We start from the raw sequence: 12,750 nt of genomic DNA on the forward strand, positions 1-12,750 counted from the left end.
GTCGACCGACCCTGGATCCCATAACGTCGTTGAGCCTCTTTATAACTCAGTTCGCCCTTTTCAACCTGATCGACGACCGCTAATTTAAAGCCCAGCGTGTAATCACGTTGACTGCGCCTGTTTCCTGATTCCATTGGTTCCTCCTGAGGATAGGTCAGAAGGTGTAAACCTTATTCAGGACGAGACACGGACATGAAAAAGGCCTCGAGCATAACGCTCGAGGCCTTTGTATTTGTGCTGCGATCAGCCGCAGGCTTTCAGATTCACCGAGCCGACAAATTCATTGCCGCGCCCCATCACGCACGCCACGCTTTGGTTGCGCTGGCGCTCCCAATCCTGCACCGGGTAAGTCTTGTCCCACGCTTCGTACAACTGCCGATCCTGCTTCGACAGACGCAACCCGTATTGTTTGCTCATATAAAAATACGTACGGGCTATCATGCCGCGAATCGAAGGGCGGGGCATGACCTTCTTGGCCTTGAAGTCGACCTGAGTCAGGCAGGATCCATACTGGCCGGATTGTACCGGCAGCCAGCCGTAGCTGAAGTTACTGCGGTCGCCGTTGACCTCCCCAATGCTCGGCACCAGGTTGTGCAAGTCAGCTTCGGCTTTTTGATACACCGGATCGTAGCGTGTGCAGTTCTTGCGTCCGCCTTGCTGCCAGCATTGTCGCTGGTGACCGATCTGCCAGGCCGGCACGATGTGCTCCCACTCGATTCTTGAAGCGCGCTTGGCGTTCTTGCGCGGCACGTAACCGCAAGCTTTCAAATCGACCTTGTTGCCGGTGTACTTGCAGCCGCAGTAAAACTCGGTTGACTGCGGAGCATAAAGTTTCCACGCGGCTTTCTTGGCTTCCGAAAAGGTTCGTGGGGCGCCAGCCTGGGCGCCCATGGCGAAAAACAACAACAGCAAAGCAACACAGCGGACACTCATTGAATCAATCTTCCTTCGGCACAACCCAAAAAATCTGCACGCCACCGTCATCGCGATAAGCGAGGGTGACGTTGTCGTTCTCGTCGATCTCCTCGAGCAGGCGCTCCCAGTCATCCATCGGCTCATCCGGTAAACGGAAAATCAGTGCGGCTTTGGCCTTTTGCGCGGTGGGGGAATTGATGATTTTCTGAACGCGCATACCCATGCGTTCGTAAGCGTCAGGAGCAGCAGGAGAGGTGACCACGAGGTTATCCTTATTAAGCTGTACGTGCATACAGTATTTAACTGTAAGCAATTTCGCAACCGCTTAAAATTCAAGAAAATCCTCTGACACCAGGTTTCCGATTTTGGTGTAAGGCTTGGCGAGTTTTTCGTGGGAGAAATGCTTGAGGGTGTAAGCGAGGCACCACCTGCCAAGTCCGGGCAGGTGGTGAGCAATTGCCTGATCAAGGACTGATCAGGCGAAGATCAATCAGTATTCCCAGAACATCCGTTGCAGTTCTTTGCTGTCGTTGGTCTTGGTCAGCGCGACCATTGCCAGGATGCGGGCTTTTTGCGGGTTCAGATCGTGAGCGACAACCCAGTCGTATTTGTCGTCAGGCTGTTCGGCGTTACGCAGGACAAAACCGCCGGCGTTGACGTGGGACGAACGAATGATCTGTACGCCATCCTTGCGCAGTGCTTGCAGGGACGGAACCACGCGGGAGGAGACCGAGCCGTTGCCAGTGCCGGCGTGGATGATGGCTTTGGCACCGGATTGCGCTAGTGCCTTGTAAGCGGTATCGCTGACATTGCCGTAGGAGTAGGCGATTTCTACATCAGGCAGGCTTTTGATGTCCTTGATGTCGAATTCCGAGTCCATGGTGTGACGCTTGGCCGGCATGCGGAACCAGTAGGATTTGCCTTCGACCACCATCCCCAGCGGACCCCAGGCGCTTTTGAACGCTTCGGTCTTGATGTTGATCATTTTGCTGACGTCGCGACCGGACTGGATCTCGTCGTTCATGGTAACCAGCACGCCTTTGCCGCGCGCTTCTTTGCTGCTTGCTACGGCGACGGCGTTATACAGGTTGAGCATGCCGTCCGCCGACATCGCAGTGCCTGGACGCATCGAGCCGACGACGATGATCGGCTTGTCTGTCTTCTCGACCAGATTCAGGAAGTACGCAGTTTCTTCGAGAGTGTCGGTGCCGTGGGTGATGACGATACCGTCGACGTCCTTGCTGTCAGCCAGTTCCGAAACGCGACGACCCAATTGCAGCAGGTTGTCATTGGTGATGCTTTCCGAAGCGATCTGCATCACTTGTTCGCCACGTACGTTGGCCAGTTTGCTCAACTCGGGAATGCCGGCGATCAGTTGTTCGACGCCGACTTTCGCTGCCTGATAGGTGGCGCTGTTTGCGGCACTCGCACCGGCGCCGGCGATAGTGCCGCCCGTGGCCAGGACAACGACGTTGGCCAGTTTGGTCTGGGTTTCGACTTCTTTTGCCTGAATGGCAGTGGGCAGGAGCAGGAGGAGGGCCAATGCGCCCGGAATAAAGGTATTGAAAGCAGATTTCATTATTTTTCTCTCTAGTTGTGAGACGGTGCTGGTGCAGGTTCATCTAGATGCGCCCCAAGCCGATCTGAACGCTTGAGGTGCAGGGAGGAGAGCAGGATTCATACCATGCGTAATGTGCCAGCGGAAATTGTTTAACTCGATGATTTACATCAACATTTGTCGAGGGTCAGGGTCTTGCTGCGGGCTCGTCCATCCGGGATTCCGAACAACAGGCGGATTCTTGTTCGGCTCGCCGATAGGCAATATTTTGAATTGCCGGCCGCGTGACAAATTACCGCTAAAGAAATGTGGCTTCAGGCCGATGCGTCCTCAAGGAAACCAAATCTTAGGAGCTCACATGTCACTGACGGTCGGTTTTGCCAATCCTGCTGCAGTCATCATCGGCGGTAAAACTGCAGCGACGATCACCACCCTGAACGACGCGACCAATGAGGCATCGAGTCAAGCGCTGGGTACCGAGAAGACTGAAAAAAATCAGGTCAGAACCGGTGGCGGTCCTGTTCAGGAGGACAGCAAGGCCGAGAGCGACGGGAATCAGAGCGTCGCCGTTAAAACACTGCTCAAGCGCATGCAGGAACTGCAGAAACAGCTTCAGGAACAGCAGCAGCAACTGGCAGCAGCGCAGGCTGCAGGCTATCCAACGCCCGAAGCCAAGGCCCAGGCAGTTATGTCCATTCAGGGGCAGATCGCGCAGACCAGCGCGGCAATGATGGAAGTCGCCGGTGCACTGGTGAGGGAAATGTCCAAGGGCGCCAGTGGTGGCCTGGTCAACACCACCGCATGATGTCGATGGGGCCAATCGGCAATTAGCCCTGCGATAAATGACGATTTCTGATTATTGACAAATGTCGGCGGGATTCCCATAGTTCGATCTACGCAAACGTTTGCGCGGCTTTAGCGGGTCGGATGCCCATGCAGCCGTGATGTAGCTTACGTCAGCGCAAACGTTGCTCACAATAATCATAAGATCGGAGTGAATCCATGAAGCTGCCCTTCGCCGCACGTCTTCTTGCTGTCGCTATGCTGGCTACTACAGCCGCTGCACTACCTGTCTCCTCGGCATTCGCCGAGTCCCCGGAAAAACCCAAAGTCGCGCTGGTCATGAAATCTCTGGCCAACGAATTCTTCCTGACCATGGAAGACGGCGCCAAGGCCTACCAGAAAGAACACTCCGCCGATTTCGATCTGGTGTCCAACGGCATCAAGGACGAAACCGACACTGCCAACCAGATCCGTATCGTCGAGCAGATGATCGTCTCGAAAGTCGATGCTCTGGTGATCGCGCCGGCTGACTCGAAGGCCATGGTGCCCGTAATCAAAAAGGCCGTTGACGCCGGTATCACGGTGATCAACATCGACAACCAGCTCGACCCGGCCGTGGTCAAAAGCAAAAACATCAATGTGCCTTTCGTAGGTCCGGACAACCGCAAGGGTGCACGCCTGGTTGGTGAATATCTGGCCAAGCAACTGAAGGCGGGCGACGAAGTCGGCATCATCGAAGGTGTGTCCACCACCACCAACGCGCAGGCGCGTACGGCCGGGTTCAAGGATGCGATGGAAGCCGCGCAGATCAAAGTAGTCTCGCTGCAATCCGGTGATTGGGAAATCAACAAGGGCAACCAGGTTGCCTCCTCGATGCTCAGCGAGTACCCGCAGATCAAAGCGCTGCTTGCCGGTAACGACAGCATGGCAGTCGGCGCCGTTTCCGCAGTCCGCGCCGCCGGTAAGGCTGGCCAGGTTCAGGTCGTAGGTTACGACAACATCAATGCCATCAAACCAATGCTCAAGGACGGTCGTGTGCTGGCGACGGCTGACCAGTTTGCAGCCAAGCAGGCCGTGTTCGGCATCGAAACCGCACTGAAGATCATCAAAGGCGAAAAAGTCGACAGCGGTGCCAACGGCGTGATCGAAACACCGGTCGAGCTGGTCACCCAGTAAGTCATCTGCGACACAATGGCGCTCGTCCGTCCGGGCGAGCGCATGGAGATTTCTATGTCAGTTTCCGCCCCGAACGCTGTCCTCTCGGTCAGCGGTATCGGCAAGACCTATGCGCAACCGGTGCTCACCGGCATCGATCTGACGCTGATGCGCGGTGAAGTACTGGCGCTGACCGGCGAGAATGGTGCCGGCAAAAGTACCCTGTCGAAGATCATTGGCGGTCTGGTTACACCTACAACCGGCCAGATGCAATTTCAGGGCAAGGACTACCGTCCGGGCAGCCGTACCCAGGCAGAAGAGCTTGGCGTGCGCATGGTCATGCAAGAACTCAATCTGTTGCCGACGCTTTCGGTGGCGGAAAACCTGTTTCTGGATAATTTGCCGAGCAGCGCTGGCTGGATCAGCCGCAAGCAACTGCGCAAGGCGGCGATCGAAGCCATGGCGCAAGTCGGCCTCGACGCAATCGACCCGGACACGCTGGTCGGTGAGCTGGGTATCGGTCATCAACAGATGGTCGAAATCGCGCGTAACCTGATCGGCGATTGCCACGTACTGATCCTCGATGAGCCCACGGCGATGCTCACGGCGCGCGAAGTCGAAATGCTCTTCGAGCAGATCACGCGTTTGCAGGCTCGCGGCGTTTCCATCATTTATATTTCCCACCGCCTCGAAGAACTGGCGCGGGTGGCGCAGCGTATCGCCGTGCTGCGTGACGGCAATCTGGTCTGCGTCGAGCCGATGGCCAACTACAACAGCGAGCAACTGGTTACCCTGATGGTCGGTCGCGAGCTGGGCGAACACATCGACATGGGGCCGCGCAAGATCGGCGCTCCGGCGCTGACGGTTAGGGGCCTGACGCGTTCGGACAAAGTCCGCGACGTCTCCTTCGAAGTGCGAGCCGGGGAGATTTTCGGCATTTCCGGGTTGATCGGGGCAGGGCGTACGGAGTTGTTGCGGCTGATCTTCGGGGCCGATGCCGCCGACAGCGGCACCATCGCGCTCGGCTCACCGGCGAAGCTTGTAAACGTTCGCTCGCCTGTCGACGCTGTGCGCAACGGCATCGCTCTGATCACCGAGGATCGCAAGGGCGAAGGGCTACTGCTCAGTCAGTCGATCAGCGCCAACATCGCCTTGGGCAACATGCCTGAAATCTCCAGTGGCGGCTTCGTCAACAATGGCGATGAAATATCCCTGGCACAGCGTCAGATCGAGGCCATGCGCATCCGCAGTTCGAGCCCGACGCAACTGGTCTCGCAACTGTCTGGCGGCAATCAGCAGAAGGTCGTGATCGGCCGCTGGCTGGAGCGCGACTGTTCAGTACTGTTGTTCGACGAGCCCACTCGCGGTATCGACGTCGGCGCCAAATTCGATATTTATGGCTTGCTCGGCGAATTGACCCGTCAGGGCAAGGCGTTGGTAGTGGTGTCCAGTGACTTGCGCGAATTGATGCTGATCTGCGACCGGATCGGCGTGCTCTCGGCGGGGCGTCTGATCGACACCTTCGAGCGCGACAGTTGGACCCAGGATGATTTGCTTGCTGCCGCATTCGCCGGCTACCAAAAACGTGATGCGTTGCTCAATGAAGCAGCGCCTAGGGATCTCCCATGAAAACTGCATCCTCTGCCAGTAAACGTAGTGGCAACTTCTTCGGCCTGGGTACTTATCTGGGTCTGGCCGGTGCCTTGCTGGCGATGATTGCGCTGTTTTCGGTCCTGAGCAGCCATTTCCTCTCGTACAACACTTTCAGCACCCTGGCCAACCAGATTCCTGACCTGATGGTGCTCGCGGTGGGCATGACCTTTGTGTTGATCATCGGCGGCATCGACCTGTCCGTCGGCTCGGTGCTGGCGCTGGCCGCGTCGACCGTCAGCGTTGCGATTCTCGGCTGGGGCTGGAGCGTTTTGCCGGCGGCTCTGCTCGGCATGGCGGTGGCGGCTTTGGCTGGCACCATCACCGGTTCGATCACCGTGGCCTGGCGAATCCCGTCGTTTATCGTCTCCCTCGGCGTGCTTGAGATGGCCCGTGGTGTGGCGTATCAGATGACCGGGTCGCGTACTGCGTACATTGGCGATGCGTTTGCCTGGCTGTCGAATCCGATCGCGTTCGGCATTTCCCCATCGTTCATCATCGCTTTGCTGATTATCTTCATCGCGCAAGCAGTTTTGACCCGTACTGTTTTCGGCCGCTACCTGATCGGCATAGGCACCAACGAAGAGGCTGTACGTCTGGCCGGGATCAATCCCAAGCCATACAAGATTCTGGTGTTCAGTCTGATGGGTCTGCTGGCGGGCATCGCTGCGCTGTTTCAGATTTCGCGTCTGGAAGCGGCTGATCCGAACGCAGGTTCGGGCCTGGAACTGCAAGTGATCGCAGCGGTGGTTATCGGCGGTACCAGCCTGATGGGTGGGCGCGGTTCGGTGATCAGTACCTTTTTTGGCGTGTTGATCATTTCCGTGCTCGCGGCCGGACTCGCACAGATTGGTGCGACGGAGCCGACCAAGCGCATTATCACCGGTGCGGTAATTGTTATCGCCGTGGTGCTCGACACCTATCGCAGTCAACGCGCCAGTCGCCGGGGTTGAACCATGGCAACGATCAAGGATGTAGCGGCGCTCGCGGGCATTTCCTATACAACCGTGTCGCACGTGGTGAACAACACCCGGCCGGTCAGTCAGGAAGTGCGGCGCAAAGTGGAGGCGGCGATCAAAAGCCTCGACTACGTACCCAGTGCCGTGGCGCGCTCGCTGAAAGCCAAGACCACCGCCACCATCGGCCTGCTGGTGCCGAATAGCCTCAACCCGTACTTCGCTGAACTGGCGCGGGGAATCGAGGATTACTGCGAGCGTAACGGCTACTGCGTGATCCTCTGCAACTCCGACGATAATCCGGACAAGCAGCGCAGTTATTTGCGCGTGTTGCTGGAAAAACGCATCGACGGTTTGATCGTCGCCTCCGCGGGCGGTGACAGTGGTCTGGCGGAAGGGCTGGCGGGGGTGAAGACGCCGATGGTCATCGTCGACCGGGGCCTGGAAGGTGTGAATGCCGATCTGGTGCGCATCGACCACGAATACGGCGCTTATCTGGCCACCCGTCACCTGCTCGAGCTGGGGCACCGCGACATCGCCACCATCGGCGGTCCGGCCAGTACCAGCGTGGCGCAAATGCGTCAGGCCGGTTACTGCCGAGCGCTGCAAGAGGCGGGGATAGAGGTGCGCGAAGAGCGCATGCTGGACAGCGATTTCACCAGTACCGGTGGTTACAACGCCGCTGCCCGGCTACTCGAAAGTAGTCCGCCCAGCGCGATTTTTGCCGGTAATGACATGATTGGCATCGGTGTGCTGCGCGCAGCGGCCGAACGAAACGTGCGGGTGCCGGCTGAGCTGTCGGTGATCGGCTTCGATGACATTCAGATGAGCCGTTATGTCTATCCGGCGCTGACCACGGTAGGCCAGTCGATCCTGCAACTGGGCGAGATGGCCGCCGAGGTGCTGTTGCGCAGAATCGCTGCGCCTGACTCAGGTGCCGATCAACGCATCGTAACCCCGAGCATTGTGCTGCGCGAATCGACTGCGCCGCTGTCCGGCGTGTTCACCGAATATCGCTGAAACCGAATTGATGAGTAGTGATGTATGCCAGCAAATGTAGTGGTAATAGGTAGCCTGAACATGGACCTGGTCACCCGGGCGCCACGGCTGCCACGCGGCGGTGAAACGCTGATCGGTCATTCTTTTGCTACCGTGTCGGGCGGCAAGGGCGCCAATCAGGCGGTTGCTGCTGCGCGCTTGGGCGCGAGGGTGGCGATGATCGGTTGTGTGGGCAATGACGACTATGGCGTGCAACTGCGCGAGGCGTTATTGACCGAGCACATCGACTGTCAGGCCGTCAGTGTCGTAGAGGATTGCAGTGGCGTGGCGCTGATCGTAGTCGATGACAACAGCCAGAACGCCATTGTGATTGTCGCCGGTGCCAACGGGGCGATGACCCCAGCAGTTATCGACCGCTTTGATGCAGTCTTGCAGACTGCCGATGTAGTGATCTGTCAGCTTGAGATCCCCGATGCGACAGTCGGGCATGCGCTCAAGCGTGCGCGTGGGTTGGGCAAAACCGTAATCCTCAACCCGGCGCCGGCCAGTCGTCCCTTGCCAGCAGACTGGTTCGCCGCGATTGATTACCTGATTCCCAACGAGAGCGAAGCGGCTGCATTAAGCGGGTTGGCGGTCGACTCGCTGCAGACGGCTGAAACGGCTGCCACTCATTTGATTGCCATGGGTGCCGGCAAAGTCATCGTCACCTTGGGCGCGCAAGGATCGTTGTTCGCCAATGGCGAGGGCTTCGAGCATTTCCCCGCAGCGACGGTGAAGGCGGTAGATACCACGGCAGCGGGTGACACTTTTGTTGGCGGTTTCGCCGCGGCGCTGGCCAGTGGCAAGTCTGAGGCCGAGGCGATTCGCTACGGTCAGATCGCCGCTGCGCTGTCGGTTACCCGTGCCGGTGCGCAACCGTCCATTCCAACCATGTCCGAAGTACAGGCGTTCAGACCCGCATGAAAAAGACTCCTCTGCTCAACGTCGCGCTGTCGCGACTGATCGCGTCTCTCGGTCACGGTGACATGCTGGTGATCGGTGACGCCGGTTTGCCGGTGCCACCGGGTGTTGAATTGATCGATCTGGCGCTCACCCATGGCATCCCTGAATTCGTCAGCACACTGAAAGTCGTGCTCAGCGAAATGCAGGTGGAAAGCCATGTACTGGCCAGGGAGATCTTCGACAAGCAACCGACGGCGCTAGCTGATCTCGATGCATTGAATGAAGAGGGTGCGCTGGGGCGCAGGGACCTGCTCACCCATGAGCAGTTCAAAGTGCTTAGCCGACAGGCAAGGGCGATCATTCGTACAGGAGAATGTCAGCCGTACTGCAACATCGTTCTGGTCGCCGGGGTTACATTCTGATTTCCGATTTCACCTGCACAAGGAATGCGCCATGCAACGCTATGCTGAAAAGTTCCACCAACTGATCCGGAGCCTGCTGCTTTTGTCCGTGATAACTGCGACCGGCGCTCAGGCGGCGGAAAAGATCGACCTGATTATCGACACCGATCCCGGCGCTGACGACGTGGTCGCCTTGCTCTTTGCTCTGGCGTCACCTGATGAACTGAATATCCGTGCGCTGACGACCGTTGCCGGCAATGTGCGACTGGACAAAACATCCCGTAACGCACGGCTGGCTCGCGAATGGGCGGGGCGCGAAGACGTGCCGGTTTACGCCGGCGCGCCGAAACCACTGATGCGCACGCCGATCTACGCCGAGAACATTCATGGCAAGGAAGGCTTGTCGGGCGTCACGGTTCACGAGCCGAAGAAAGGCCTGGCGAAAGGGAATGCGGTCAACTATTTGATCGACACCCTGAAGTCCGCCAAGCCGCACAGCATCACCATTGCCATGCTCGGTCCGCAGACCAACCTGGCGCTGGCATTGATCCAGGAGCCTGAGATTGTTCAAGGCATCAAGGAAGTGGTGATCATGGGCGGGGCGCATTTCAACGGTGGCAACATCACCCCCGTTGCCGAATTCAACCTGTTCGCTGATCCGCAGGCTGCTGAAGTGGTTCTCAAGAGCGGCGTGAAGCTTACGTACCTGCCGCTGGACGTGACGCACAAGATCCTCACCAGTGATGCGCGGCTGAAGCAGATTGCTGCGCTGAACAACAATGCAAGCAAGATCGTAGGCGACATTCTCAACGAATACATCAAGGGCGATATGGAGCACTACGGTATTCCGGGTGGCCCGGTGCATGACGCCACTGTTGTGGCGTATCTGCTCAAACCGGAGCTGTTTACCGGACGAGCGGTCAATGTCGTGGTGGATAGCAGGGAAGGGCCGACATTCGGGCAGACCATCGTTGACTGGTACGACGGATTGAAAGCACCGAAGAACGCGTTCTGGGTTGAAAATGGTGACGCCCAGGGTTTCTTTGATTTGTTGACCGAGCGCCTGAAACGCCTTAAATAAGCCTGCTAACCGGCAGGCCACGGCCTGCGGGTTTTCATTGTGCCTGCTCGGCCGGTACGATCGGGTATCGTTCGAATACCTGATTGATAAATTGCTGCGCCGCCTCGATTCCCAGCTCCTTGACCAATAGATCAATGCCGATCAACGCCAGCTCTTCCGTCGTGCCGGGGCTGTAAGAGCTGTGTCCGTCTGCCCATTTGGCGTTAATGGCGGCGTCGATACTGAGGCTGGTCATGAGGAGGCTCGAAAGGTCGGGATGTATGTTTTCGAGTTAACCATTTTGCGCGTCGTTAGGCACTGCGACTTAGGCATGAGCGGGGCACTATGCGACACTTGGTCTTTCACGGTTTTTCAGGGACACCGCTGTGCAGATTGACTTGAATTCTCCCGATGGCCTGACTCTTGAGGCTGTACGCCAACTATTGGCCTCGGCCAGCGATGACGTACACAACCAATTGCGCGTGACTAAAGGTGGCATCGCTTATCTGTCCACCGTGACCGGCGGACAGGATATCGACGGTCTGTTGTTTCGCCTGGAAACGTGGGCGAAGGGCTCGGGCTATGTGGGCAATGTCGCAGCCAGCGATGAGGTCTGGGTTATGCAGATCTTCAACGCGCTTAAGGACAACTGGCCAAATCCGTCCGATGACTACATCGACGTTTATTGAGCTGCATTAATATTCAGTCACGATTGTTTGCTGAGTCAGGCGGTGCTGCTCAGGCACACTCGGCATTTTTCCGCTCGTGGGGCAGACATGGCTTCGGCAGTGAAACCAAACGCCGAGCTGGCGGTCGCACGATCTCTGCTTAAACATTTGAAAACAAGGAGGCTTCATGCCTTTGAAGTTCGCGACACTGGGTGCACTTATGGCCGCTGCTCTGTTGGCCGGTTGCAGCACAACCTCCAGCGAGTCGGCAAAGGAGCCCGTGACGGCTGTTTCAGGTAATAGCCGCTGCGAAGCATCGGCAGCACAATTTGCCATCGGCAAAAAGGCGTCCCCTGAGTTGCTGGATCAGGCGCGCGCCAAGGCTGGGGCGCAAAACGCGCGCTTCCTCAAGCCAAACGACATGATCACTCTGGAATATCGCTCCGATCGCCTGAATCTGAACACTGACAACAATCTGGTGGTTACCCGCGTCAACTGCGGCTGAGCACTTTGTTTCAGGCATAAAAAACCCCGTCACCAGGACGGGGTTTTTTTAGTGCGCCAAGAAATTACTCTGGGCGGACTTGTGCAGCTTGCATACCCTTTTGGCCTTTCTCAGCCACGAAAGAGACGGTCTGGCCTTCTTTCAGGCTTTTGAAACCGTCGGATTCGATAGCTTTGAAGTGTACGAACAGGTCGTCACCGCCACCTTGAGGAGTGATGAAGCCGAAGCCTTTTTCATCGTTGAACCATTTAACGGTGCCGGTTTGGCGATTAGACATGGTGTATCTCCAAGAAACATATATTTTCAGTAGTACTGTGCTGCTCAGGCCAACTGGGCACACCCGGGTATCATAGTCGAAATGTTCGCTTTGGTAGCCCCCCGGACGTGCTGTTTGCCAATCAGTCGTGTTTTCTTCACCGCCTGTTTTTGCTGTAAGCCCCGGTTTGAAAGGCTTGCAGCGAAACGTAAAGACGATAAAAAAACCTGTAAAACCTGCATAAATCGTCTGAAAAGGCTCATTTCCAACACTTTTTTTCGCCTTTCAGCCGATCAGAATGCTCGGTTTGATTATTTTTTCGCTGGGGTATTTGCCTTGCATTTGGCGATCTGGCCAAGGGCTTTCTGTTGCAGTTCAGGCGTTGCCTTGTTGTCCATCAGTGCCTGAATATCGCTGGCCGGATAGGACTTGATAGCGTCAGCACCGCAAGCGCAGTGGGACTTCGCTGCGGCAGCACCGATCTGTTGGGTGGCAGCCTGGGTGCACTGGGCCATGTACTTTTCGCGCTCGCCTTTGGGCCAGTCGGCATGGGCGCTCAGTGGCAGCAGCAGAACGACGGGGGCGACGACAGCGAATAAGCTTTTCAGACGCATGCGAGGATGCTCCTTGTGGGTCAATGTCTTGTTATCTGAGGGCGCAAGGGCCGATCAAGTTCAGCACTCTGGCATAAAAACGGACAATCTGCCTTCTGCCAAATCAGGGCGTAGGCGACCGCTCATCTGTGCTAGCATGCCGGGCTCAAGCGTTCTCAGGCTTCGGATGACCTTCAGTCACGAAGCGGTCGGCGTGCGAATATTTCCGATTTGAATCCCAGTCACTCTGGTTCGGTTTTCCGGTTGGCCGCAAGGCTCCTGCCGCTGTAAGGCAGGCGTTCGTCATTG

At 57.2% G+C, this 12,750-nt stretch carries 16 protein-coding genes and 1 pseudogene; 10 read left to right on the forward strand and 7 right to left on the reverse strand.

Features of this window, described 5'->3' with window-relative positions; all coding sequences use genetic code 11:
* From ACP7D9_RS28670 to ACP7D9_RS28685, 4 genes and pseudogenes are all read right to left on the reverse strand, one after another.
* Positions 1–134 (reverse strand): annotated as a pseudogene (locus ACP7D9_RS28670) (IS3 family transposase); the annotation flags it as partial.
* A gap of 109 nt (positions 135–243) precedes the next feature.
* Complete coding sequence (locus tag ACP7D9_RS28675; protein WP_024012402.1) at positions 244–933, reverse strand: endonuclease; 690 nt, start codon at positions 931–933, stop codon at positions 244–246.
* A gap of 4 nt (positions 934–937) precedes the next feature.
* Complete coding sequence (locus ACP7D9_RS28680; protein WP_101159978.1) at positions 938–1,207, reverse strand: DUF1654 domain-containing protein; 270 nt, start codon at positions 1,205–1,207, stop codon at positions 938–940.
* A gap of 198 nt (positions 1,208–1,405) precedes the next feature.
* The gene (locus ACP7D9_RS28685) at positions 1,406–2,494 is read right to left on the reverse strand and encodes an asparaginase (protein WP_101159977.1); all 1,089 of its coding nucleotides are present in this window, start codon (positions 2,492–2,494) and stop codon (positions 1,406–1,408) included.
* Between the two features lie 337 nt (positions 2,495–2,831).
* Between ACP7D9_RS28685 and ACP7D9_RS28690 the strand changes: the two genes are divergently transcribed.
* The 8 genes from ACP7D9_RS28690 to ACP7D9_RS28725 all read left to right on the forward strand — a co-directional run bounded on the left by ACP7D9_RS28690 (position 2,832) and on the right by ACP7D9_RS28725 (position 10,440).
* The gene (locus ACP7D9_RS28690) at positions 2,832–3,278 is read left to right on the forward strand and encodes a hypothetical protein (protein WP_426160331.1); all 447 of its coding nucleotides are present in this window, start codon (positions 2,832–2,834) and stop codon (positions 3,276–3,278) included.
* A gap of 197 nt (positions 3,279–3,475) precedes the next feature.
* Entirely contained in the window at positions 3,476–4,432 is a 957-nt protein-coding gene (locus ACP7D9_RS28695; protein ID WP_313003682.1) for a sugar ABC transporter substrate-binding protein, read from the forward strand.
* A gap of 54 nt (positions 4,433–4,486) precedes the next feature.
* On the forward strand, positions 4,487–6,040 hold the full coding sequence (locus ACP7D9_RS28700) for a sugar ABC transporter ATP-binding protein (protein ID WP_426160332.1): 1,554 nt from the start codon (positions 4,487–4,489) through the stop codon (positions 6,038–6,040).
* Positions 6,037–7,014 carry an ABC transporter permease gene (locus ACP7D9_RS28705; protein WP_426160333.1) on the forward strand — a complete coding sequence of 326 codons (978 nt, stop codon included), beginning with the start codon at positions 6,037–6,039 and terminating at the stop codon, positions 7,012–7,014. The genes ACP7D9_RS28700 and ACP7D9_RS28705 overlap by 4 nt, the downstream gene beginning before the upstream one ends.
* A gap of 3 nt (positions 7,015–7,017) precedes the next feature.
* Positions 7,018–8,037, forward strand: a complete 1,020-nt coding sequence (locus ACP7D9_RS28710) for a LacI family DNA-binding transcriptional regulator (protein ID WP_101159970.1) — start codon at positions 7,018–7,020, stop codon at positions 8,035–8,037.
* Positions 8,038–8,061: 24 nt separating this feature from the next.
* Complete coding sequence (gene rbsK, locus ACP7D9_RS28715) at positions 8,062–8,979, forward strand: ribokinase (protein ID WP_426160334.1); 918 nt, start codon at positions 8,062–8,064, stop codon at positions 8,977–8,979.
* Positions 8,976–9,380, forward strand: coding sequence for a D-ribose pyranase (gene rbsD / locus ACP7D9_RS28720; protein WP_101159966.1), 405 nt, complete (start codon positions 8,976–8,978; stop codon positions 9,378–9,380). Before rbsK ends, rbsD begins: the two co-directional genes overlap by 4 nt.
* Before the next feature lie 31 nt (positions 9,381–9,411).
* Entirely contained in the window at positions 9,412–10,440 is a 1,029-nt protein-coding gene (locus tag ACP7D9_RS28725; RefSeq protein WP_101159962.1) for a nucleoside hydrolase, read from the forward strand.
* Positions 10,441–10,474: 34 nt separating this feature from the next.
* Here the strand turns inward: ACP7D9_RS28725 and ACP7D9_RS28730 are convergent, their stop codons facing one another.
* Positions 10,475–10,675, reverse strand: coding sequence for a hypothetical protein (locus tag ACP7D9_RS28730; RefSeq protein WP_101159959.1), 201 nt, complete (start codon positions 10,673–10,675; stop codon positions 10,475–10,477).
* A gap of 130 nt (positions 10,676–10,805) precedes the next feature.
* On the opposite strand from ACP7D9_RS28730, the gene ACP7D9_RS28735 reads away from it, so the two are divergent.
* Together ACP7D9_RS28735 and ACP7D9_RS28740 are read left to right on the forward strand one after the other, a co-directional pair.
* On the forward strand, positions 10,806–11,108 hold the full coding sequence (locus ACP7D9_RS28735) for a hypothetical protein (RefSeq protein WP_101159945.1): 303 nt from the start codon (positions 10,806–10,808) through the stop codon (positions 11,106–11,108).
* Between the two features lie 166 nt (positions 11,109–11,274).
* Positions 11,275–11,592: an I78 family peptidase inhibitor gene (locus tag ACP7D9_RS28740; protein WP_426160335.1), complete on the forward strand. Its 318-nt coding sequence runs from the start codon at positions 11,275–11,277 to the stop codon at positions 11,590–11,592.
* Positions 11,593–11,656: 64 nt separating this feature from the next.
* Here ACP7D9_RS28740 and ACP7D9_RS28745 read toward each other — a convergent pair whose 3' ends face one another.
* On the reverse strand, positions 11,657–11,869 hold the full coding sequence (locus tag ACP7D9_RS28745) for a cold-shock protein (protein ID WP_003179963.1): 213 nt from the start codon (positions 11,867–11,869) through the stop codon (positions 11,657–11,659).
* 290 nt (positions 11,870–12,159) lie between these two features.
* Entirely contained in the window at positions 12,160–12,462 is a 303-nt protein-coding gene (locus tag ACP7D9_RS28750) for a hypothetical protein (protein WP_101159941.1), read from the reverse strand.
* Positions 12,463–12,750: the final 288 nt, after the last annotated feature.

This window comes from Pseudomonas sp. TSRC2-2 (assembly GCF_049897785.1).
Taxonomy (GTDB): domain Bacteria; phylum Pseudomonadota; class Gammaproteobacteria; order Pseudomonadales; family Pseudomonadaceae; genus Aquipseudomonas.